Consider the following 24,348-nt stretch of genomic DNA (forward strand, 5'->3'; position numbering starts at 1 on the left):
CCTCCTCAGGCTGCGAGGCGTTTCGCACTTATTGACGAACCAGACGCCCAAATGCCGGGTGGAAATCAGTATTTGTGCGCCACGGGTTAATGTCCAGGCCGCCACGACGGGTATAGCGTGCGTAAACGCTCAGGCTTTCCGGGTTACAAAAATGCTGAATGTCATTGAAGATGCGCTCAACGCACTGTTCGTGGAATTCATTGTGATGACGGAACGATACCAGATAGCGCAGCAGCTTTTCCCGGTCGATGCGCGGGCCACGGTAGCGTATTTGCACGGAACCCCAATCTGGCTGGTGGGTGATCAGGCAGTTGGATTTAAGCAGGTGGCTGACCAGCGTTTCCTCTACGATTTCGTCGCCAGCGGCACCAGTGAGGTAATCGGCGTTAAATTCGTAGTTATCAATAGTGATATTTTGCTCATCAATGCACTCGCCTGTGAATGCTGCAATTTCCTGGCCTTCGAGTTCACGTAAACGGAACAACACCACGCTGACATCGCCTTGTGCGCAGGCGCTTAAATCACGCTTTAACGTTTCTTCGACGCTTTCCCAGTCTGCGAATTGTGTCTGGTTAAAGCTGTTCAAATAGAGCTTAAAGCTTTTGGACTCAACCAGGTTCACGCTGTTTGCATCAAGCTGCACATGCCCGACTGCCACCTGAGGCAAACCGTTACTGTTCAACCACGACAGTTCGTACAAGGTCCAGATATCGCCACCACTAAATGGCAGATTATCAGCCTGTAAGCCAAGCGGGTCGCGATTAAGACTACGCGGTACAGGCTGAAGTAAAGATGCCTGGTATTTATCCTGGTAAGCGGTTGGCTTGCCCAGCGTCAGGCCGCTCAGTGCCTGGTGTTTTTCATAAGACATGTGTCACCAATAGAATGCAGGTACAATTGGCCTTTATTGTACCGCAGCCTTGAGGGAGTGAGAAATTGGTGGATAACGACGTACGTCAGGCACTGGAAGATTTTACCAATCGCTTTTGTCATGCATGGCGTGAGCAGGTGGGTGGGTGGCCCGCGAGCGAAGAATTATATGGTGTGCCGTCGCCGTGTATCGTGACAACTACGGGTGACGATGTGCGTTGGCAGCCGCAACCTTTTGCACCGGAAAACGATCTTGGTGCTGTAGAACGAGCAATGGACATTGCATTACAGCCTGCGGCGCATCAGTTCTACACCACGCAATTTGCCGGCGACATGCCTGCACTTTTGGGGAGCCAGTCCTTAACTTTGTTACAGGCCTGGAGCGAAGATGATTTCCAGCGTGTTCAGGAAAACCTGATTGGCCATCTGGTCACGCAAAAAAGACTGAAACTTTCACCAACGCTATTCCTTGCGACCACACCCGATGAAATGGAAGTGGTGTCGCTGTGCAATTTAAGCGGTGAAGTGGTGCTGGAGAAAATTGGTACTAAGCAGCGCAAAACACTCGCCCCATCGCTGATTTCTTTCCTTAACGACCTTGAGCCACAGGTTATTTAAGCGCGGATCGCTGATGGGCTTGTGAGAGATCTCTTACACAAGCTGTAAGAGATCTCTAACTTTACGTGCAGACTTTTGTGAGTGATAAATAACAAAATCATTATTTATCATTATATTATGATTATTCTGATCTGCTTTTGAATGAAAGTTATCGTAAGCTTCAGTTGTGAGTGCCTTGCCAGAGTGAACGAAATGGTAGATTCTATGTCCGTCGACAGGAAGTCGGGAAGTGAAGGAGATGTCAGGATGATGTCACTTCATTGAAGAAGCGGAACACACTAGGATGGTGTTGCAAGGAAGGCTTCAGGACGAAGCAAGGATCACTCAGGAAGAGTAAGGGACACCTCCAGGACGGAGAAAGAGAGCCGAATTTGGATGTTCGGTGGGTCTGGAAGACCAAAGGATATTGCATCAGGACGATGCCGGAACACCTCAGGATGATGGTAGCAGGAAGCGAGTACGACGGATTGTAGGTCAGGAGACCGCAGGACATAGTTGTCACGGACGAGCAGGGAGCACCAAAAGTAGCCGGATTAGCTGCGAAACGAACCGGGAGCACTGTTTATACAGTGCTCCCTTTTTTTATGCTTTTTTTCGCCCATAGCAAGAAGTGGTATGATTGCCGGCTTCTTTTGACTGATGCCGGAGGTTTTCATGGAACGCCACGCGCTGGTACGCCAGCATTTACTTATCATTGAACAAGTTTTGCGTGACCATCAACTTTGGCAGGGCTGTGCTCCAGACGCTGAAGCCTTTGAAAGCACGCAACCATTTTGCCTGGATACAATGCAGCCCCATGAATGGTTGCAATGGGTTCTGATTCCACGAATGCACGCACTTCTTGACGCTCAACACCCTCTGCCTGCTGATTTTGCCCTCGCGCCTTATTACGAAATGGCGATGGATGCAGCACATGTCGGGCGCGATCCGCTGTTAAAAGCGCTACAAGATCTTGATGTGCTGTTTGCGAGTGACACGAAATAATGCTGGAAATTATTTATCAGGATGAGTGGCTGGTGGCCGTTAACAAGCCTTCTGGTTGGTTAGTTCACCGTAGCTGGCTTGACCGGCATGAAACCGTTTTTGTGATGCAAACCGTGCGCGACCAAATCGGCAAGCACGTTTTCACCGTTCATCGCCTCGACAGGCCAACATCCGGCGTACTGCTGATGGCGCTTTCCAGCGAAGTCGCGCATTTATTGTCTCAGCAGTTCGAAAATCACCAGATTCAGAAGCGCTATCATGCTGTGACGCGTGGTTGGCTTGAAGATGATGCGGTGCTTGATTACCCGCTCGTTGAAGAGCTGGATAAAATCGCCGATAAAAAAGCGACTCAGGATAAAGAGGCGAAGCCCGCAGTAACGCATTATCGTGGTCTGGCGACAGTGGAAATGCCAGTTCCGGTTGGGCGTTACCCAACAGCACGCTACAGCCTGGTTGAACTCGAACCTAAAACTGGTCGTAAACACCAGTTACGCCGTCATATGTCTCACTTGCGCCACCCGATGATTGGTGACTCAAAACATGGCGATTTGCGTCAAAACCGTGCAGCTGCGGAACATTTTGGCTGCGAGCGTTTAATGCTTCACGCAAGTCAGCTTTCGCTAAATCACCCGGTTACCGGTGAACTGCTGTGTCTTCGTGCGAGCCTTGATGGCACCTGGATGCAGATGATGTCACAGTTTGGCTGGAGCGGATTGCTGAGTGATATCGAAAAGGTTGAGTTTGTTGCAAGCAACGGCCAGGATGAATAATACAGCCGTAACGCAAGGAGTTAACTGATGGCCGAAGTGGGAATTTTTGTAGGCACGATGTATGGAAACTCGCTGTTGGTGGCAGAAGAAGCCGAAGCGATTTTAAAAAAGAAAGGTCATAAAGCCACTGTATTTGAAGATCCTGAGCTTGCCGACTGGCAAAAATACAGCGACAAGTACGTATTGATTGTCACTTCAACAACCGGTCAGGGCGATTTGCCAGACAGTATAGTTCCTCTGTTTCAGGCGATAAAAGACAAAGTCGGTTACCAGCCAGATTTGCATTACGGTTTGATTGCCCTGGGCGACAGCAACTACGAGCATTTTTGTGGCGGCGGGAAGCAGTTTGATTCCTTATTGCAAGAGCAAGGTGCTAAACGTGTGGGTACAGTTTTAGCCATTGATGCTAACGATCATCCCGAACCCGAATCGGTCTCTAACCCATGGGTTGAGCAGTGGGCTGCATTGTTAAAGTAACAACATGAATCCAGGGCGGGTGACGTCACACTTACCTGCCCTCCGACTAAAATTGGCACATCGTTTCACCTCAAGCATAATCCCTTCGTTTTATCCGGTTGTTTCAAAAATCGTGAACCATCCCCCAACACGTTGGACATACGCCATAAAGTGCTCAATAAGCGCGCGATAAAACTGTGTCTTTGCACGGTGAGGCGTTTTAACTCCCTTCATATACTTTCCATCGGCCACATAAAAACCGCAGATTCAGCACCACAAAAAATACTGCGGATGGGCCGATACCTCATTCTGATACCCTACAAGTGCAGAATGGATCATAGCCAAAAGCTATAATTCAGGAGTGCAACATGAACACAATTAGCCAAACGGCGAGCGTTGCCGAAAAAAGGACCAACGCTCGTTATTGGATAGTCGTCATGCTCTTTATCGTCACCTCGTTTAACTATGGTGACCGCGCCACGTTATCTATTGCTGGTTCGGAGATGGCAAAAGATATCGGCCTCGACCCGATTGGCATGGGTTATGTGTTTTCCGCATTTTCCTGGGCATACGTCATAGGGCAAATCCCTGGCGGCTGGTTGCTGGATAAATTCGGCTCAAAACGGGTTTATTTCTGGTCCATCTTTATCTGGTCGATGTTCACCTTGTTGCAAGGTTTCGTCGATATTTTCAGTGGTTTTGGCATCATCATCGCGCTGTTTACTTTGCGCTTCCTGGTGGGCCTGGCCGAAGCACCTTCCTTCCCCGGCAACAGCCGAATAGTCGCTGCGTGGTTCCCGGCACAGGAACGCGGCACGGCGGTTTCCATTTTTAACTCCGCACAGTATTTCGCGACGGTGATCTTCGCGCCAATCATGGGTTGGCTGACGCACGAAGTGGGCTGGTCACACGTGTTCTTCTTTATGGGCGGATTGGGCATCATCATCAGTTTTGTCTGGCTTAAAGTGATTCATGAGCCGAACAACCATCCGGGTGTGAACAAGAAAGAGCTGGAGTACATCGAAGAGGGCGGCGCGCTGATCAACATGGATCAGAAGAAGCCAAAAGAGCATATCCCGACGGCGCAGAAGTGGGGCCAGATCAAACAGTTGATCGGATCACGCATGATGATTGGGATCTATATCGGCCAGTATTGTATTAACGCCTTAACTTACTTCTTCATTACTTGGTTCCCGGTTTATCTGGTGCAGGAAAAAGGGATGTCGATTCTGAAAGCCGGTTTTGTGGCTTCCGTTCCAGCGGTGTGTGGGTTTGTCGGCGGTGTGCTTGGTGGTGTGATTTCAGACTGGCTGATGCGTCGCACCGGTTCGTTAAATATTGCGCGTAAAACGCCAATCGTACTGGGGATGTTGCTCTCCGTCAGCATGGTGTTCTGTAACTATGTCGAATCAGAGATGATGATTGTCGGCTTTATGGCGATGGCGTTCTTTGGCAAGGGCATCGGGGCTCTGGGTTGGGCTGTGATGGCCGATACCGCACCAAAGGAAATCAGCGGCCTGAGCGGTGGATTGTTCAATATGTTCGGTAACGTTTCTGGCATCGTGACGCCAATTGCTATCGGCTACATTGTCGGCACAACCGGTTCATTTAACGGTGCGCTGATTTACGTTGGGATTCACGCGGTTGTCGCGGTACTGAGCTACCTGGTCATTGTTGGCGATATCAAACGTGTTGAACTGAAACCCGTCACGGTAGGGCAATCATCATGAATACTCAGGCAAGCCCGATTATTACGGATATGAAAGTCATTCCGGTGGCGGGGAATGACAGCATGCTGCTGAATATCGGCGGCGCACATGGCGCCTTTTTCACCCGCAACATTGTGGTTCTTACTGATAACGCCGGTCACACCGGCGTAGGTGAAGCACCCGGTGGCGAAGTGATTTACCAGACGCTGGTCGATGCAATTCCGCAAGTTGTGGGTCAGGAAGTCGCGCGAATGAATCGCGTGGTCCAGAACGTTCACAAAGGTAACCAGTCGGCTGATTTCGATACTTTCGGCAAAGGTGCCTGGACGTTTGAATTGCGCGTCAATGCGGTGGCAGCCCTGGAAGCCGCACTGCTCGACCTACTCGGCAAAGCGCTCAATGTTCCGGTGTGCGAACTGCTCGGCCCGGGTAAACAGCGTGATGAAGTGACCGTTTTGGGTTATCTGTTTTATATCGGCGACCGCCGCAAAACCGATTTGCCGTATCTGGACGGGCAAAATGCAAAGCATGCCTGGTATGATTTGCGCCACCAGCAAGCGCTGAGCAGCCAGTCGATTGTACAGCTGGCAGAGGCTGCACAAGATCGTTATGGTTTCAAAGACTTCAAACTTAAAGGTGGTGTTCTACCTGGCGAACAAGAACTTGATGCCGCCCGTGAGCTGAAAAAACGCTTCCCGGATGCCCGCATTACTGTTGACCCCAATGGCGCATGGCTGCTGGATGAAGCAATCGCATTATGCAAAGGGATGGGCGATGTTCTGACCTATGCCGAGGACCCATGCGGCGCGGAGCAAGGCTATTCAGGGCGTGAAGTGATGGCTGAATTCCGCCGCGCCACAGGCTTACCTGTTGCGACCAATATGATTGCCACCAACTGGCGCGAAATGAATCACGCCATCATGCTTAACGCTGTGGACATTCCGTTAGCCGACCCACACTTCTGGACGCTCAGTGGTGCGGTTCGTGTCGCGCAGATGTGCGATGAATGGGGGCTGACGTGGGGCTGTCACTCTAACAACCATTTCGATATTTCACTGGCGATGTTTACCCATGTGGGTGCCGCGGCACCGGGTAAACCTACAGCTATCGACACCCACTGGATTTGGCAGGAAGGTGAACAGCGCCTGACCAAATCGCCGCTGCAAATCGTTAACGGCAAAATTGCAGTGCCAGATGCACCAGGCTTAGGTGTTGAGCTTGACTGGGAACAGGTGCAAAAAGCCCACGAGGTGTATAAATCTCTGCCGGGCGGCTCGCGCAACGATGCAACAGCGATGCAATATCTGGTACCTGGCTGGAAGTTTGATCGTAAATGCCCGGCATTTGGCCGCAACTCATTCATATGAAAGAAAAGGAATAAGTAACATGACAACTTCGACCCCGATAGTTACTGCGATGCAGGTTATTCCCGTTGCAGGCCACGACAGTATGCTGATGAACCTGAGCGGCGCACACTCGCCGTTTTTCACCCGCAATATTGTGATTATCAAAGATAACTCCGGCCATACGGGCGTGGGTGAAATCCCCGGTGGTGAAAAAATTCGCCAGACTCTGGAAGAGGCCGCCGCTCTGGTAATTGGCAAAACGCTTGGCGAGTATAAAAACCTTCTCAACCTGGTTCGTGCCGAGTTTGCCGACCGTGATTCCGGTGGCCGTGGTTTACAGACTTTCGATTTGCGCACCACGATCCACGTTGTCACGGGTATTGAATCCGCCATGTTAGATTTGCTCGGCCAACATTTGGGCGTGAATGTGGCGTCTTTATTGGGCGACGGGCAGCAGCGCAGCGAAGTTGAAATGCTGGGCTATCTGTTCTTCGTCGGCAATCGCAAACAAACTCCGTTGCCTTATCAAAGCCAGCCCGATGAGAAATGCGACTGGTATCGCATTCGCCATGATGAAGCCATGACACCGGATTCTGTTGTGCGCCTGGCAGAAGCCGCTTATGAGAAATATGGCTTCAACGATTTCAAACTCAAAGGCGGCGTATTAGCCGGGAGTGAAGAGGCCGAAGCGGTAACGGCGCTGGCAAAACGTTTCCCGCAGGCTCGTGTAACGCTTGACCCAAATGGTGCCTGGTCGCTCGACGAAGCGATTAGCATCGGTAAGCAATTGCGCGGCGTTCTGGCGTATGCGGAAGACCCGTGCGGCGCTGAACAAGGTTATTCAGGTCGCGAAATTATGGCGGAATTCCGCCGTGCGACAGGCCTGCCAACTGCAACCAATATGATTGCTACCGACTGGCGTCAAATGGGCCACACGCTTTCGCTGCAATCCGTCGATATTCCATTGGCTGACCCGCATTTCTGGACCATGCAAGGTTCGGTGCGTGTCGCGCAAATGTGCCACGAGTTTGGCCTGACCTGGGGCTCGCATTCCAATAACCACTTTGATATTTCACTGGCGATGTTCACCCACGTTGCCGCAGCCGCGCCAGGCAAAGTCACCGCCATCGACACCCACTGGATCTGGCAGGAAGGCAACCAGCGCCTGACTAAACAACCTTTCGAAATCAAAGGCGGCATGGTGCAGGTTCCAACCACGCCAGGCCTGGGTGTTGAGCTGGATATGGATCAAGTGATGAAAGCGCACGAACTTTATCAACAGCACGGGCTTGGCGCGCGCGATGACGCAATGGCGATGCAGTACTTGATCCCAGAATGGTCGTTCAATAATAAGCGTCCTTGTATGGTTCGATAGGCTATACAAAACCCTCTGAAACCGCGTAGGTCGGATTAGCGTAGCGACATCCGACATTAAATGGACGGCATATGAAAATTGTCATCGCACCAGATTCTTACAAAGAGAGCCTCAGTGCTCTTGAGGTGGCGACACAAATTGAAGCCGGTTTTCGGGAAGTGTTCCCGAATGCCCATTATGTGAAATTGCCCGTCGCTGATGGAGGTGAAGGCACCGTAGAAGCGATGGTCGCTGCAACAAACGGTGAAATCATTGAAGTGGATGTCACCGGGCCGTTGGGTGACCAGGTTCAGGCGTTTTACGGGATTTCGGGCGATAAACAGCAGGCCTTTATCGAAATGGCTGCCGCAAGTGGCCTTGAGCAGGTTCCACCGGAATTACGCAATCCACTCAATACCACGTCGTGGGGAACCGGTGAGCTGATTCGTTTTGCGCTCGATAGTGGTGTGCAAAGTATCCTGATTGGCATTGGTGGCAGCGCCACCAATGACGGAGGGATCGGTATGTTACAGGCACTTGGTGCACGCTTACTGGACAGCAATGGCGAACCTCTGGGCTTTGGGGGGCGGGAAGTGGCACGGCTCGCGAGCATTGATATTTCAGGCCTGGATAAACGGCTTAAAGAGTGTCGTATTGAAGTTGCGTGTGACGTTACCAATTTACTAACGGGTAAAGAGGGCGCTACGGCGGTGTTTGGCCCACAAAAAGGTGCCACACCTGAGATGATTAGTGAACTTGACCAGGCTCTGGATCACTATGCAAAAATTATCGCCCGAGACCTCGATATCGACGTGCTGACGCTTTCTGGCGGCGGTGCTGCGGGAGGAATGGGCGCGGCGCTGTACGCTTTTTGTGGAGCCGAATTGCGACAAGGCATTGATATAGTCACCGAAGCATTAAAACTTGATGAATTGGTGCGCGATGCAGATCTGGTGATTACCGGAGAAGGGCGTATCGACAGTCAGTCAATTCACGGCAAAGTACCGATTGGCGTGGCGAAAGTCGCCAAGCGCTACAACAAGCCAGTGATTGGCATTGCCGGGAGTTTAACGGCGGATGTAGGCATAGTGTATGACCACGGCCTGGATGCCGTATTTAGTGTCTTATACAGCATCTGCAGCCTGGAAGAAGCTCTGGATAATGCGGGAGATAACCTGCGTATGGCCGCGCGAAATATTGCCGCAACGCTTGCAATAGGTGGTGGATGTCGCCTGCGCTAATCCACCAACAAAAACAAAACCTTCTGAAACCGCGTAGGTCGGAGTAGCGTAAGCGACATCCGACATCAACACGATACTTATCCCAACATCCGCTTTGCTTCTTTGGCAACATTGTTCATCTCATCAAGAAGTTCAAAGAGTTCAGGTTCAAGATCTTCTGGTTTCACACCGCTACGCAGCTCATGCTCAAGTGTTCGACACAAGTTTTTCAGCCGTGGCACGCCGCTGTAGCTACAACTGCCGTGAAGTTTGTGAATGATTTCGACCAGCTGTTCCGGGTTTTCTCCCACCAGCTGCTCTTCAACTTTGTTGCGCACTTCAGGCAAGAACGCCAACAGCATTTGCAGCATATCGCGTGCCAGATCCGGCTTGTTTGCGGCTTGTTGTAGCGCCAGTGCCCAATCAAGCGTCTGATTTTGATTGCTGATTTGCGGTGTGGTTTCTACATTTGCAACCAGTGCAGGGGCGGTGATTGCCCCCGGCTGATAACGCATCAGCAAACTATAAAGTTTTTTCTCTTCGATTGGTTTGGCAAGGTAGTCATTCATCCCGGCGCTTAGCAGCTTCTCTTTTTGCCCCGCCATGGCGTGTGCTGTCACCGCAATTACCGGCGTTTGCTGGTGGTGCGGCATCTGGCGAATTAACTCACAGGCGCGGATACCATCCATTTCCGGCATCTGAATGTCCATCAGGATAATGTCTATCTGCATCTGTTTTGCACGTTCGATGGCCTGCACACCGCTGCCACACAGTTCGACGTTCTGCACATGATCTTCAAGCAATGCGCCAATCAGTTTCAGGTTGGCAGGGTTATCGTCAACCGCCATAACAGTAAGCGGGAGTTTCTTGTTTTCAATACTCTCAACCACAGTGGAGTTTGCATCAAAAGTGTGTTCAGCGAGTAGCGGCAACAGTCGGGTAGAGGTGATAGGTTTCAGCAGGCACGCCGTCACCCCTTGTTTTTTAAGATCCTCCGCATCAACTTGTGCATGACTTGGTAATGCGAAAATCAGGCAGTCAGCCATGGAGGCCGCTTTCGCAAGCTTCGGATTTAGCATGGTTAACGTGTCGTGGAACGTAACCGGAATGCCGAGCAGCATAATATCGTAGTGACCTTCGGCAAGAGTCGAAAACGCCGGGCTGTAGATGACTTCGAGCGGAGTATTCGCCAGAATATTGAGCGTACTTTGTGCCGCAGTGGCGTTTTGTTCCACATAGGCAATGCGTTTCCCAGCCAGGTTTTCGGTAGAATAACCATCCAGAACTGCATTGGAATTCAAATCCAGGTTGATATAGAACCAGAAGGTTGAACCCTGATTGGGTTGGCTGTGGAAGGAGATATCCCCCCCATTTCGGTAACCAGTTTCTGTGTAATAACCAGGCCCAGGCCGGTACCGCCGTGACGACGTGAAATGCTGGCATCAGCCTGACGAAACGCCTGGAATAAACGCGATTGTTCCTGCTCAGGAATACCGATACCGGTATCGTGAATTCGCATTTCAACTTGTACTTTATTATTGCCCTGCGAGCGTTTTTCGACCACCAGGTCGATATTGCCGCTTTCGGTAAACTTAATCGCGTTGCCTACCAGATTCGTCACCACCTGCTGCAAACGCAGTGGGTCGCCAATCACGTTATCCGGCACATCATTTTTGATATTAAGCGTTAGCTCCAGCCCTTTATCATGAGCCGAATGGGCAAGCAGAGTGACGACTTCATCGAGCGCATTACGCAGCGGGAAAGGAATGCTTTCAAGGATCAGTTTGCCCGCTTCCAGTTTCGAGAAATCAAGCACGTCATTAATGATTGTCAGCAGGTTATTAGCTGAACGTTCAATGGTATGCAGGTGATCGCGCTGGGTGGCATTCAAATCCGTTTTCAGCGTCAAACGAGTAAAGCCAATCACGCCATTAAGCGGCGTGCGCAATTCGTGAGACATATTGGCAAGGAATTCAGACTTAATACGTGCCGCTTCCTGAGCGCGTTTCTTCGCCAGATCCAGCTCCACGTTCTGGATCTCCATCTGCTCGAGTGTTTCACGCAGATCGGAAGTGGCCTGGTCAATATTGTGCTGCATCTCTTCGTGATAAGCGGTGAGCGACATTGCCATCGAATTGATGCCATTTTTTAGCATATCTAATTCGCCGAGCATGAAACCTTCGACACGACTATCGAGCTGCCCGCGTCTTATCCTGTCGACGGTATTCACCATATTACGAATTGGCCCGGTGACATCGCGCATCAGCCGGTAGGCAAACAACATCGCAATACCGACGCAGAACAACATCATCAACGTCGAGATAAAAATTTCCCGATATTGCTGTAAACGCACGGATTTGAGATCGAGCTCGATGGCGACATAACCGAGCGTGTTGCCTGCCGGTTTGGCATCGGTCACCTCAGATTCGTCCGGGGAGTAGCTTTCTGAAATAATCGGGGTGCGCAGAATAATCGAATCGCCGTGCCGCGAGATGCTTAAACTGTGCGGCGGTTTTTCATTATGCGGCAGCTTCAATGCAGCCGCATTTAGCTGATAATTAGAAGTAACAAATAGTTTGTTGTTCTCGTCGAACACTGAAATTGCTCGCACGATATCGGAATGACGGCGGTGCAACACGCTGACCAACTGGCGAATCGACTCTCGGCTGTGAAAACTCATGCCATATTCGCTTGCGACCGCCAGCGGCTCGATAATGTTGGCGCCAGAGTCTTCAAGCTGACGCTGCAAGTCGTTGTATCGATGGACGACAAAAAAGATGCTGAGCAATAAACCGATCATTAATGTCGGCGCCAGAATCAGGATCATCATGCGTGCGCGCAGGCTGTAGTTGGTCATGGGGTTCCGATATGGGACAATTGAAGCAATAGTTAATATTTTAAGAGAGCACTCAGGCTCATGGCGCAATTCTACTCTGCAAAGCGACGGGTTACGACTCGTCAGATCATAACCGTGACGGTTAATGACCTTGACCCATTTGGCCAAGGTGTCGCACGCCACAACGGTAAGGCGCTTTTTATCCAAGGCGCGCTGCCTGGTGAACAAGTCGAAATTACCATTACTGAAGATAAACGTAACTTTGCTCAGGCTAAAGTTAAGCGGCGTTTAAATGATAGCCCGCAACGTGTGACACCGCGTTGCCCGCATTTTGGTGTCTGTGGTGGCTGCCAGCAGCAGCACGCCAGTATCGAACTGCAACAGCAAGCGAAATCAAAGGCGCTGGCCCGCATGATGGGCGCGCGTGAAAACCCGGCAGTGGTGAACGAAATTATTTCTGGAACACCATGGGGTTATCGCCGCCGCGCGCGCTTAGGGTTGAATTACCAGCCTAAAACACAGACCTTACAAATGGGGTTTCGCAAATCTCAGGACAGTGAGCTGGTGAATATTCACCATTGCCCGGTTCTGGCGCCCCAACTTGAAGCGTTACTGGAACCATTGCGCCAATGTTTGTCAGAATTAAAAGCGGTTAGGCGTTTAGGGCATGTTGAATTGGTCCATGCAGATAATGGCCCGCTTATGGTGCTGCGCCATTTAGATGCACTTCATGATGATGACCGACAAAAACTGGAACGCTTTTCGCATTCTCATGGCGTCACGCTGTATTTAGCGCCGGACAGTGAGACACTTACGGCCTTGGGTAATGACGAACCTTGCTATCATTCAGACGGGCTACGCTTAACGTTCAGCCCACGGGATTTCATTCAGGTGAATGATGGCGTGAACCAGCAGATGGTCGCCCGAGCTATCGAGTGGCTGGATATTCAGCCAACTGACCGCGTACTGGATTTGTTCTGCGGAATGGGAAATTTTACGCTCCCACTCGCAATGCGTGCCGGAAGCGTCGTCGGGGTGGAAGGCGTTGCTGCACTGGTGGCGAAAGGTGAATATAATGCACAATGTAATTCACTGAAAAATGTCACATTCTTCCATGAAAATCTTGAGGATGATGTGACTCGTCAACCCTGGGCTGCTCAAGGGTTTGACAAAATATTGCTCGACCCTGCACGAGCGGGGGCTCCTGGTGTCATGCAGCATGTGATTGCACTCGCACCTGAGCGAGTGGTCTATGTTTCATGTAATCCGACGACGCTTGCTCGTGATAGCGAGGCATTGCTGGAAGCAGGTTACCAACTGCGCCAACTCGCCATGCTGGATATGTTCCCGCACACGGGGCACCTGGAGTCGATGGCGCTGTTTGAGCGAAATTAAGTGGTTAAATCAAGTCGAGCGACTTGATTTTAGTACCCCACCGAAGAGGACGGACAATGGTTGCGGTAAGAAGTGCACATCTCAATAAAGCTGGCGAATTTGCGCCCGATAGATGGATTGCGAGCCTCGGGATCACCAACCAGCAGTCATGTGAACGCTTAGCCGAAACCTGGCGGTATTGCGAGCAACAGACCAAAGGCCGTCCTGACGCAGAATTGCTGTTGTGGCGCGGCGTCGAGATGGTGGAAATCCTGTCGATGCTGAGCATGGACAACGACACGCTGCGAGCCGCGCTTCTGTTCCCTCTTGCCGATGCGGGCGTGGTCACCGAAGAAGTGATGCGCGAAAGCATTGATAATCAGGTTGTGACGCTGATTCACGGCGTGCGCGATATGGCTGCGATTCGCCAACTGAAAGCCGCTCATACGGATTCAGTTTCTGCTGAGCAGGTCGATAACGTTCGTCGCATGCTATTGGCAATGGTGGACGATTTCCGCTGCGTGGTCATTAAACTGGCGGAGCGAATTGCTCATTTGCGCGAAGTCAAAGACGCACCGGAGGACGAACGCGTTCTGGCGGCAAAAGAGTGCACCAATATTTATGCACCGCTCGCTAACCGTCTCGGCATTGGCCAACTCAAATGGGAGCTGGAAGACTACTGCTTCCGCTACCTGCATCCTGATGAATACAAACGAATCGCGAAATTGCTGCATGAGCGTCGTATCGACCGTGAGCATTACATCGACGATTTTGTCAGCGCACTGCGTAAAGCGATGAAAGAAGAGGGTGTTAAGGCTGAAGTTTATGGCCGCCCTAAACATATCTACAGCATCTGGCGCAAGATGCAGAAGAAATCCCTCGCCTTTGATGAGCTGTTCGATGTGCGTGCCGTGCGCGTGGTGGCTGAACGTTTGCAGGATTGCTACGCAGCACTCGGTATAGTGCACACCCATTATCGCCATATGCCTGACGAGTTCGATGACTACGTCGCCAACCCGAAACCTAACGGTTATCAGTCGATTCATACGGTGGTGTTGGGGCCAAACGGCAAGACGATTGAAATCCAGATCCGAACCAAGCAGATGCATGAAGATTCGGAGCTGGGTGTTGCTGCCCACTGGAAGTATAAAGAGGGTAATGCCAAAAGCGGCAGTTCAGGCCATGAAGATCGCATTGCGTGGCTGCGTAAACTGATAGCCTGGCAAGAAGAAATGGCGGATTCCGGCGAACTGCTGGATGAAGTGCGCAGCCAGGTATTTGATGACCGCGTGTATGTGTTTACGCCAAAAGGCGATGTGGTGGATTTACCGGCAGGCTCCACGCCGCTTGATTTTGCTTACCACATTCACAGTGATGTGGGGCACCGTTGTATCGGTGCGAAAATCGGCGGGCGCATTGTGCCGTTTACCTACCAGTTGCAAATGGGCGACCAAATTGAAGTAATTACCCAGAAGCAGCCTAACCCAAGCCGTGATTGGTTAAACCCAAACCTGGGCTATATCACGACGAGCCGCGGGCGGGCGAAAATCCACAACTGGTTCCGTAAACAAGATCGCGACAAAAATATTCTCGCCGGGCGGCAGATCCTTGATGATGAAATTGAACATCTGGGTATCAGCCTGAAAGAGGCCGAGAAATCATTACTGCCACGTTATAACTTCAACGATATCGAAGAGTTACTGGCGGCAATTGGTGGCGGTGATATTCGTCTTAATCAGATGAGTAACTACCTGCAAGCGCAGTTTAACAAGCCGACCGCAGCTGAGCAGGATGAACAAGCGCTTCGCCAACTGAAGCAGAAGACTCACACACCGCAATCGCGCAGCAAAGATAATGGCCGCGTAGTGGTTGAAGGTGTCGGCAATCTGATGCACCACATTGCGCGTTGCTGCCAGCCGATTCCAGGCGATGAGATTGTCGGTTTTATCACCCAGGGCCGCGGTATTTCGATTCACCGCGCTGACTGCGACCAGCTTGCGGAGCTGCAATCCCACGCGCCAGAACGCATTGTTGATGCAGTGTGGGGCGAAAGCTACTCCAGCGGTTATTCGCTGGTGGTGCGCGTTACCGCCAACGATCGCAGCGGATTGCTGCGCGATATCACCACTATTCTGGCGAATGAAAAAGTGAACGTATTGGGCGTTGCGAGCCGCAGCGACACCAAACAGCAACTGGCGACCATCGACATGAATATCGAAATCTACAACCTGCAAGTGCTGGGCCGTGTGCTAGGTAAATTGAACCAGGTGCCGGATATTATCGATGCGAAGCGATTGCACGGTTAGACGTTTGTGACAAAAGGGCGGGAGCAATCCCGCCTTTAAATTTTGCATTGCAAGGAATTGAAATGAACCAAATCGATCGCCTTCTGGGCATCATGAAGCGCCTGCGCGACCCGGAAACTGGCTGTCCGTGGGACAAAGAGCAAACCTTCGCCACCATCGCACCCTATACGCTCGAAGAAACTTACGAAGTGCTTGACGCCATCAACCGCGAAGATTTTGATGATCTTCGTGGTGAACTGGGTGACTTGCTGTTCCAGGTCGTCTTTTACGCACAAATGGCGCAGGAAGAAGGGCGCTTTAATTTCGACGATATCTGTAAAGCCATCAGCGATAAACTCGAACGCCGTCACCCGCATATTTTTGCAGACGGTACCGCAGGAAACAGCACCGAAGTGCTGGAGCGTTGGGAACAAATCAAAAGTGATGAGCGTGCTGAAAAAGCACAACATTCCGCACTCGATGATATTCCTCACGCGTTGCCTGCGTTAATGCGTGCGCATAAAATCCAGAAACGTTGCTCAACGGTTGGTTTCGACTGGACCACGCTTGGCCCGGTTTTAGACAAAGTCTATGAGGAGATCGACGAAGTGATGTTTGAAGCTAAACAGGTCGTCGTTGATGAAGCCAAACTGGAAGAGGAAGTCGGTGATTTATTGTTCGCGACCGTCAATCTTGCACGCCATTTAGGGACCAAAGCCGAGACAGCTTTACAGAAAGCCAATATCAAATTCGAGCGCCGTTTCCGCCAGGTGGAAGAGATTATTGCCGCCAGAGGCCTGACAATGACCGGAGTTGACCTGGAAATCATGGAACAAGTCTGGCAAGAAGTTAAACGCCAGGAAACTGATATCTAACACGTTTTTGTGGTCAAGCGCATTTTATGGCCATTTCGATTTAACAAGCTCTTGATTTGAGTCAAAAACATTTCTACCAGACGGGCTATTTTCAGTGCCCTGACAAAGTGCGAGGTCAGGGCTTAGCAGACAGAATGAAAGTTTGTGGCGCCGATACTGTTCGGGTATACTACTTTCCCGTCCTGGTACTCCCATCGTCTTTAAACCTAACTTCTCAGGTTCAGCATGACAACGAACTATATTTTTGTGACCGGCGGGGTCGTTTCCTCTCTGGGTAAAGGCATTGCCGCAGCCTCCCTCGCAGCTATTCTCGAAGCCCGTGGCCTCAACGTATCCATCATGAAACTCGATCCGTATATCAACGTCGATCCGGGTACCATGAGCCCTATTCAACATGGGGAAGTGTTCGTTACAGAAGACGGCGCTGAAACCGACCTGGATTTAGGTCACTACGAGCGTTTCATTCGCAACAAAATGACGCGTCGTAACAACTTCACCACTGGCCGTATTTACTCAGAAGTTCTGCGTAAAGAGCGCCGTGGCGACTATCTGGGCGCGACCGTCCAGGTTATTCCGCATATTACGAATGCTATCAAAGAACGCATCCTTGAAGGTGGCGAAGGCTACGATGTCGTGCTGGTTGAAATCGGCGGTACTGTAGGTGATATCGAATCCCTGCCGTTCCTCGAAGCGATTCGTCAGATGGCGGTAGAAGTGGGTCGTGAGCACACGCTGTATATGCACCTGACTCTGGTGCCATATTTGGCTGCTGCCGGTGAAGTGAAAACTAAACCGACCCAACACTCCGTAAAAGAACTGCTTTCTATCGGTATTCAGCCAGATGTGCTGATTTGCCGTTCAGACCGCGTTGTTCCGGCAAACGAACGTGCAAAAATTGCATTGTTCTGTAACGTGCCGGAGAAAGCGGTTATTTCTCTAAAAGACGTTGATTCCATCTATAAAATTCCAGGCCTGTTGAAATCACAGGGGCTGGACGATTATATTTGTAAACGATTCAGCTTGAACGTTCCTGAAGCTAACTTGTCCGAATGGGAACAAGTTATTTATGAAGAAGCGAATCCGACAAGCGAAGTCACGATTGGTATGGTCGGCAAGTACATTGAACTGCCAGATGCCTACAAATCTGTGATTGAAGCGCTGAAACACGGTGGTTTGAAAAACCGTCTTACCGTTAACATCAAGCTGATTGACTCGCAGGATGTTGAAACTCGCGGTGCTGAAGAAGTGCTGAAGGGATTGGATGCTATCCTTATCCCAGGCGGTTTCGGTTACCGTGGTGTGGAAGGCAAAATCGCCACCGCGCGCTATGCTCGTGAGCAGAACGTTCCATATCTGGGCATTTGCTTAGGTATGCAGGTTGCGCTGATTGAGTTCGCACGGAACGTTGCAGGCATGGCTAACGCCAACTCAACTGAATTTGTGCCAGACTGTAAATACCCGGTGGTCGCCTTAATCACCGAGTGGCGTGACGAAGAAGGTAACGTTGAAGTCCGTACTGAAAAGAGCGACTTAGGCGGCACCATGCGTCTTGGTGGCCAGCAGTGTCAGTTGACCGATGGTAGTCTGGTGCGCCAGATGTACGGTGAGCCGACCATTACTGAGCGCCATCGCCATCGTTATGAAGTCAACAACATGTTGTTGAAGCAAATTGAAACAGCAGGTCTGCGCGTTGCGGGCCGTTCCGGTGATGACCAACTGGTAGAAATCATCGAAGTGCCAAATCATCCTTGGTTTGTTGCTTGCCAGTTCCACCCGGAATTTACTTCTACTCCGCGTGATGGGCACCCACTGTTCGCAGGCTTTGTGAAAGCTGCCGGTGAGTACCAGAAGCGTCAGGCGAAGTAAGCAGAAAGTTAGAACGACAACGCGCGAATGTTTCGCGCGTTGTTTGTCTGGAGTTTTAGTTTAACTTGTACTGAGGAAAATCTAATGTCCAAAATCGTTAAAGTCATCGGTCGTGAAATCATCGACTCCCGTGGTAACCCGACTGTTGAAGCTGAAGTTCATCTGGAAGGCGGTTTCGTAGGTATGGCTGCTGCACCATCAGGTGCTTCAACTGGTTCCCGCGAAGCGCTGGAACTGCGCGATGGCGACAAATCTCGCTTCCTGGGCAAAGGCGTTCTGAAAGCCGTTGCTGCAGTTAACGGCCCGATCGCTGCGGCTGTAATTGGTAAAGATGCGAAAGACCAGGCTAACATCGATAAGATCATGATCGACCTGGACGGTACCGAAAACAAATCCAACTTCGGCGCTAACGCAATCCTGGCTGTTTCTCTTGCTGCTGCTAAAGCTGCTGCTGCCTCTAAAGGCCTGCCGCTGTACGCACACATCGCTGAACTGAACGGCACCCCAGGCAAGTTCTCTATGCCTCTGCCAATGATGAACATCATCAACGGTGGCGAGCACGCAGACAACAACGTTGATATCCAAGAGTTCATGATTCAACCAGTTGGTGCTAAAACTCTGAAAGAAGCCATCCGTATGGGTTCTGAAGTGTTCCACACCCTGGCTAAAGTTCTGAAATCTAAAGGTATGGGTACTGCTGTTGGTGACGAAGGTGGCTATGCGCCAAACCTGGGTTCCAACGCTGAAGCACTGGCTGTAATCGCTGAAGCGGTTAAAGCGGCAGGCTACGAGCTGGGTAAAGACGTTACTCTGGCTATGGACTGTGCTGCTTCTGAATTCTACAAAGACGGTAAATACGTTCTGGCTGGCGAAGGCAACAAAGCTTTCACCTCTGAAGAATTCACCCACTTCCTGGAAGACCTGACCAAACAGTACCCAATCGTTTCTATCGAAGACGGTCTGGACGAGTCTGATTGGGATGGTTTCGCATACCAGACTAAAGTTATGGGCGACAAACTTCAGCTGGTTGGTGACGACCTGTTCGTTACTAACACCAAAATCCTGAAAAGAGGTATCGACAACGGTATCGCTAACTCCATTCTGATCAAATTCAACCAGATCGGTTCTCTGACCGAAACTCTGGCTGCGATCAAAATGGCGAAAGATGCTGGCTACACTGCAGTTATCTCTCACCGTTCAGGCGAAACTGAAGACGCTACCATCGCTGACCTGGCTGTTGGTACTGCTGCAGGCCAGATCAAAACTGGTTCTATGAGCCGTTCTGACCGTGTTGCTAAGTACAACCAGCTGATTCGTATCGAAGAAGCTTTGGCTGCTGCGGGCACACCAGCTCCGTTCAACGGTCTGAAAGAAGTTAAAGGTCAGTAATTCGTTACTGCTTTAAATTCTGATTAAAAAACCCGCTTCGGCGGGTTTTTTTGTGGTGTGCCGGGCATGCTCAGCAGCTCGGGGGTGAAAGTCCCCTGTCCAGCCTGATGGTGGTGAAGGACTAGTGAAGCGCAAGGGCGTCGCCGCGAGGCGGGGTCTGAAGGAAGCGTGGAGCAAAACCATGACCTGACGAACAGAAATCCAATATGAGGCCTACCCGGCAGGCGGAGCAAGCCGTTGATTGCGAAGGCCATAACCATCAAGAGCCGGGGTGGTAGATTGGGCAGGTGTGTGGTGAAAGCGGCTGAGCTTACCCCGGGAGGCCTGTCCGGCGTTCTGTATTCAGAACTGAGCGCATCGTAAGGTGCGCTGACCGGCGGACAGGAGTCAGCAGAGGGCATAGTAGGACGCAATGTCTGAAGGCCCGAACGGTAATGAGTGATGAGTATCAGCGGAGGTTCTGAACGGTCATGCAGCAGAAAACGCATCGCGGCCCTGAAATCCGAAGACGGGGTGAAGCCCCGGACGCCGGTTCTCAGGGGGCTGAAACCGTGCAGGCACCGACGACCAGAGAAAGTCCGTCGTCAACAGTATGGCTGATGGAAGCCATCTGCGAACCAGTCAATCTCAGGCAAGCCCTGAAAAGAGTGAAGGCCAATAAAGGTGCGGCGGGAGCCGACGGCATGAGCGTAAGCGAACTGCCGGAGTACCTGAAATACCACTGGCCCGAACTGAAAGCGCAACTGCTGTCCGGCAGCTATCGCCCATCCCCTGTAAGAAGAGTGACCATCCCGAAACCCGGTGGCGGCGAACGCCAGCTGGGTATCCCGACGGTGGTGGATCGCTTTATCCAGCAGGCGATGATGCAGGTGTTGCAGGCGCAATGGGATGCGTCGTTCAGCGACAGTAGCTACGGGTTTCGCCCCGGACGCTCGGCCCATCAGGCAGTGAACCAGGCTCAGGAATATATCGGGTCCGGGTATCACTGGGTGGTCGATCTCGATCTGGAGAAGTTCTTCGATCGGGTGAACCACGACGTGCTGATGGTCCGGATAGCGAAACGGGTGTCGGATAAACGGGTACTGTCACTTATCCGCAGGTTCCTGAACGCAGGCGTGATGGAAGCAGGGCTGGTAAGGCCGGTGACAGAAGGGACGCCGCAGGGCGGCCCGCTGTCGCCGCTGTTATCAAATTTGCTGCTGGACGACTTCGATAAGGAACTGGAGAAACGTGGCCTGAAGTTCGCCCGTTACGCAGACGACTGTAATGTTTATGTGAAAAGCGAACGTGCAGGCAATCGTGTGATGGCGGGACTGACGTACTGGCTGAGCCGGAAACTGAAGCTGAAGGTCAACGTGAAGAAGAGTGCGGTAGCGCATCCGGAGTCGCGTAAGTTCCTGGGTTACAGCTTCAGAAGAGGGAGAAAGGCGTGGTGCGTGGTGTCACCGGAATCGGTGAAGCGGTTCAAAATGCGGATAAGAGAACTGACGGGGCGTAACACGGGCAGAAGTCTGGAGCAGCTTATCGAGTCGTTAAAGCGATATATGATGGGCTGGGAAAGCTACTACAGGCTGAACGAGTGGCCATCGCTGATAAGAGAGCTGAACGGGTGGATAAGGCGCAGGCTGCGAAGCGTTCTCTGGAAACAGTGGAAAACGAGCGGCAAGCGCTTCAAAGAGCTGCATGGTCGGGGTGTGAGAAAAGACCTTGCAGCGCAAACGGTAGGGAGTTGCCATAAACAGTGGCGGATAAGCTGTAGCCCGGCGCTGAACATAGCCCTCCCCAATAATCTGTTCGTCAGACTGGGCCTGCCGGAGCTTTAGGCGGGTGACGATAAACATAACCGAACCGCCGTATACGGACCCGTATGTACGGTGGTGTGGGAGGAGGCTGGTCGTGAGATCAGCCCCTATCCCGATCCCTTTATTCGCCAAACCAGAGTCACCCTCGCATAAACCGGGAATGCAGTTTGCGGTTGCCTGTGCTCTCGACCAGGATTAGTGAGTTATTTCACTCACAGGTCAGGAGACCGCCATGAAAGCTGCAGTTGTTAACAAAGACCACTCTGTCGGCATCATAGATAAGCCCGTTCGCCCACTTGAGTACGGCGAGGCATTACTGACGATGGAGTGTTGCGGTGTTTGTCACACCGATTTGCATGTGAAAAACGGAGACTTTGGTGATGTAACTGGCATTACGCTGGGTCACGAAGGTATCGGAGTAGTGAAATCTATCGGCCCAGGTGTCACTTCGCTGAAAGTGGGGGATCGTGCAAGTGTCGCCTGGTTCTTCCGTGGATGCGGAAATTGCGAATATTGTAATACCGGTAACGAAACGCTGTGTCGTAGCGTAACGAACGCAGGGTATACCGCAGATGGCGGTATGGCCGAAGAGTGCATCGTTGTTGCTGACTACGCGGTAAAAGTCCCCGACGGCCTCGAGTCTGCCGCAGCCAGCAGCGTGACTTGTGCGGGCGTGACAACTTACAAAGCGGTGAAAGTTTCGCATATCCAACCAGGGCAGTGGATTGCGATTTACGGCTTAGGTGGTCTTGGTAACCTCGCACTGCAATACGCAAAGAATGTGTTTAATGCCAAAGTTATCGCTATCGACGTGAATGATGCACAACTGGATTTCGCGAAAGAGTGCGGAGCAGATTTAGTCATTAACTCGCGCAATGAAGATGCGGCAAAAGTTATCCAGGAAAAAGTAGGTGGCGCACATGCGGCTGTAGTCACTGCTGTTGCAAAAGCGGCATTTAACTCCGCAGTCGATGCCGTTCGTGCTGGCGCGCGTATTGTTGCCGTTGGCCTGCCTTCTGAGTCTATGAGCCTGAACATTCCTCGCCTGGTGCTCGATGGCATCGAAGTTGTTGGTTCGTTAGTCGGCACTCGCATGGACCTGACTGAAGCCTTCCAGTTTGCTGCCGAAGGCAAAGTGGTGCCTAAAGTCACCATGCGCCCACTTGAAGATATCAATGCGATCTTCAAGGAAATGGAAGAGGGTAAAATCAAAGGCCGCATGGTGATTGATTTTAAAACGAAGAAGTAAGCGTTGCTGGGCAAATTAAATATGGCCGGGTTTCCCCGGCCATTTGATTTTATAGCGACTGAATCACGCGTTTAAGCAGCCGAATTCTCGGCTCGATGCTGTCTATCTCCAGATATTCTGACGCACTGTGGAAACCAGCGCCGATCGGGCCAAACCCATCAAGCGACGGGACACCTAATGCGGCGGTGTGATTAGCATCGGAACCACCACCCACAGATTTCCAGCGTACGTCGATACCTTCGGCCACACCGGCCTGTTCGACAATTTGCATTAACTTTTCAGTATCTGCTGTTGGTGACATGGCTGGTTTATGTGCTTGCTGTTTAACAGCGGTTTTCACATCGCGCTCGAATTCCCGCTGGCTATAAGCCTGGATTGCAGCATGGACTCGCGCATATTCATCGTTGTCCTGGAAGCGGACATCGACAATCATCTCCGCGTGTTCCGGGACGATATTCGCCACGACACCGCCAGAAATTACACCGACGTTGATAGTGGTGCCTTTTGACATATCTGCCAGATCACTAATTTCCAGAACGGCACGCGCCATCGCTTTTATCGCCGAACGACCTGATTCCGGGTCATTTCCAGCATGAGCCGCAACGCCCTTAAACGCCAGTTTGTATCCGGCAATGCCTTTGCGTGCTTTAACTAAAGAACCATCAGCCCTTGCGGCTTCGCACACCAACACGCAGCGGCTGCGTTTTGCCAGTTCGCCAATCCAGTGATGAGAATGCACTGAACCGGTTTCTTCATCCGGGTTCATGGCCACGCCAATTGATAGGCGCTCAAGGGTTGCTTTGTCCATCTCGCGCAGTGCCCAGAGAATATTCAGCAGCCCGCTTTTCATATCGGATACGCCAGGGCCGTATGCACGGTTTCCTTCAATGCGGAAAGGGCGCTCAGCCACAGTTCCGACTGGGAACACGGTATCCATATGCCCGACGAGCAGCACGTCATACCGATCAGCATTGGGTTTGTTGGTTGCGAATAACCCTGGCCCAACGTTTTCACCGAGTGAGATTCTGTCGCATTGCCAGTTTTCGTCCTGATACCAGTGCTGAATAATTCTGCTGGCTTCCTCTACGCCATCAATAGTTGCTGTTCCACAGTCGATGTTGACTACTTTTTTTAGTTCTTGAAGATACTGTTTTAAATCCATGGGGGTACTCCAGAATCATAGTTAACGTGGCGCCAGGCATCCTGCAGCTGTGAGCCCATCAGAAAAATGGCTGGAGCGATGCTAAAAGTGTCTGGTGAATGGGAACATGACGATGATCAAGCCGTGTGGCATAGAGGCAAAGCAAGGGGGATTGTTGTGATGATAACCATGTTTTATATGCGT

The 24,348-nt window shown here is 51.4% G+C and carries 17 protein-coding genes and 1 pseudogene; 15 read left to right on the top strand and 3 right to left on the bottom strand.

Annotation, left to right across the window (positions count from 1 at the left end):
- Positions 1-28: 28 nt before the first annotated feature.
- The gene (gene queF / locus AC0IXI_RS04505; protein ID WP_064513376.1) at positions 29-871 is read right to left on the bottom strand and encodes an NADPH-dependent 7-cyano-7-deazaguanine reductase QueF; all 843 of its coding nucleotides are present in this window, start codon (positions 869-871) and stop codon (positions 29-31) included.
- A 68-nt stretch (positions 872-939) separates the two neighbouring features.
- On the opposite strand from queF, the gene syd reads away from it, so the two are divergent.
- The 8 genes from syd (at position 940) to AC0IXI_RS04545 (ending at position 9,348) form a co-directional block, all read left to right on the top strand.
- Positions 940-1,488 carry a SecY-interacting protein gene (gene syd, locus AC0IXI_RS04510; RefSeq protein WP_064513542.1) on the top strand — a complete coding sequence of 183 codons (549 nt, stop codon included), beginning with the start codon at positions 940-942 and terminating at the stop codon, positions 1,486-1,488.
- Between the two features lie 654 nt (positions 1,489-2,142).
- Entirely contained in the window at positions 2,143-2,472 is a 330-nt protein-coding gene (locus AC0IXI_RS04515) for a YqcC family protein (protein WP_064513374.1), read from the top strand.
- Positions 2,472-3,242: a tRNA pseudouridine(65) synthase TruC gene (truC, locus tag AC0IXI_RS04520; protein WP_134184449.1), complete on the top strand. Its 771-nt coding sequence runs from the start codon at positions 2,472-2,474 to the stop codon at positions 3,240-3,242. Before AC0IXI_RS04515 ends, truC begins: the two co-directional genes overlap by 1 nt.
- Positions 3,243-3,269: 27 nt before the next feature.
- On the top strand, positions 3,270-3,719 hold the full coding sequence (locus tag AC0IXI_RS04525; RefSeq protein WP_064513370.1) for a flavodoxin: 450 nt from the start codon (positions 3,270-3,272) through the stop codon (positions 3,717-3,719).
- A 347-nt stretch (positions 3,720-4,066) separates the two neighbouring features.
- On the top strand, positions 4,067-5,428 hold the full coding sequence (locus AC0IXI_RS04530; RefSeq protein ID WP_471681980.1) for an MFS transporter: 1,362 nt from the start codon (positions 4,067-4,069) through the stop codon (positions 5,426-5,428).
- A complete protein-coding gene (locus AC0IXI_RS04535; RefSeq protein WP_422569078.1) occupies positions 5,425-6,774 on the top strand; it encodes an enolase C-terminal domain-like protein in 1,350 nt (449 codons plus the stop codon). Before AC0IXI_RS04530 ends, AC0IXI_RS04535 begins: the two co-directional genes overlap by 4 nt.
- Before the next feature lie 19 nt (positions 6,775-6,793).
- The gene (gene gudD, locus AC0IXI_RS04540) at positions 6,794-8,128 is read left to right on the top strand and encodes a glucarate dehydratase (protein WP_064560571.1); all 1,335 of its coding nucleotides are present in this window, start codon (positions 6,794-6,796) and stop codon (positions 8,126-8,128) included.
- Between the two features lie 71 nt (positions 8,129-8,199).
- A complete protein-coding gene (locus AC0IXI_RS04545; RefSeq protein WP_134184445.1) occupies positions 8,200-9,348 on the top strand; it encodes a glycerate kinase in 1,149 nt (382 codons plus the stop codon).
- A 77-nt stretch (positions 9,349-9,425) separates the two neighbouring features.
- On the opposite strand, the pseudogene barA reads toward AC0IXI_RS04545, so the two are convergent.
- A pseudogene (barA, locus tag AC0IXI_RS04550) lies at positions 9,426-12,184 on the bottom strand (two-component sensor histidine kinase BarA).
- 60 nt (positions 12,185-12,244) lie between these two features.
- Here barA and rlmD point away from each other — a divergent pair.
- From rlmD to adhP, 7 genes are all read left to right on the top strand, one after another.
- On the top strand, positions 12,245-13,558 hold the full coding sequence (gene rlmD / locus AC0IXI_RS04555; protein WP_471681981.1) for a 23S rRNA (uracil(1939)-C(5))-methyltransferase RlmD: 1,314 nt from the start codon (positions 12,245-12,247) through the stop codon (positions 13,556-13,558).
- 56 nt (positions 13,559-13,614) lie between these two features.
- Positions 13,615-15,843: a GTP diphosphokinase gene (gene relA / locus AC0IXI_RS04560; RefSeq protein ID WP_134184439.1), complete on the top strand. Its 2,229-nt coding sequence runs from the start codon at positions 13,615-13,617 to the stop codon at positions 15,841-15,843.
- A 62-nt stretch (positions 15,844-15,905) separates the two neighbouring features.
- Complete coding sequence (gene mazG, locus AC0IXI_RS04565) at positions 15,906-16,697, top strand: nucleoside triphosphate pyrophosphohydrolase (protein ID WP_471681982.1); 792 nt, start codon at positions 15,906-15,908, stop codon at positions 16,695-16,697.
- A 225-nt stretch (positions 16,698-16,922) separates the two neighbouring features.
- Positions 16,923-18,563, top strand: coding sequence for a glutamine hydrolyzing CTP synthase (gene pyrG / locus AC0IXI_RS04570; protein WP_134184435.1), 1,641 nt, complete (start codon positions 16,923-16,925; stop codon positions 18,561-18,563).
- A gap of 84 nt (positions 18,564-18,647) precedes the next feature.
- Positions 18,648-19,952 carry a phosphopyruvate hydratase gene (gene eno / locus AC0IXI_RS04575; protein WP_034497984.1) on the top strand — a complete coding sequence of 435 codons (1,305 nt, stop codon included), beginning with the start codon at positions 18,648-18,650 and terminating at the stop codon, positions 19,950-19,952.
- Between the two features lie 470 nt (positions 19,953-20,422).
- Positions 20,423-21,775 (top strand): group II intron reverse transcriptase/maturase, encoded by a 1,353-nt coding sequence (ltrA, locus tag AC0IXI_RS04580; RefSeq protein ID WP_471681983.1) that lies wholly within the window; start codon positions 20,423-20,425, stop codon positions 21,773-21,775.
- Between the two features lie 211 nt (positions 21,776-21,986).
- Positions 21,987-23,003, top strand: coding sequence for an alcohol dehydrogenase AdhP (gene adhP, locus AC0IXI_RS04585; protein ID WP_471681984.1), 1,017 nt, complete (start codon positions 21,987-21,989; stop codon positions 23,001-23,003).
- A 49-nt stretch (positions 23,004-23,052) separates the two neighbouring features.
- Here the strand turns inward: adhP and AC0IXI_RS04590 are convergent, their stop codons facing one another.
- The gene (locus tag AC0IXI_RS04590; RefSeq protein ID WP_471681985.1) at positions 23,053-24,165 is read right to left on the bottom strand and encodes a M20 family metallopeptidase; all 1,113 of its coding nucleotides are present in this window, start codon (positions 24,163-24,165) and stop codon (positions 23,053-23,055) included.
- Between the last annotated feature and the right edge of the window lie 183 nt (positions 24,166-24,348).

This window comes from Buttiauxella sp. AC038, assembly GCF_979253565.1.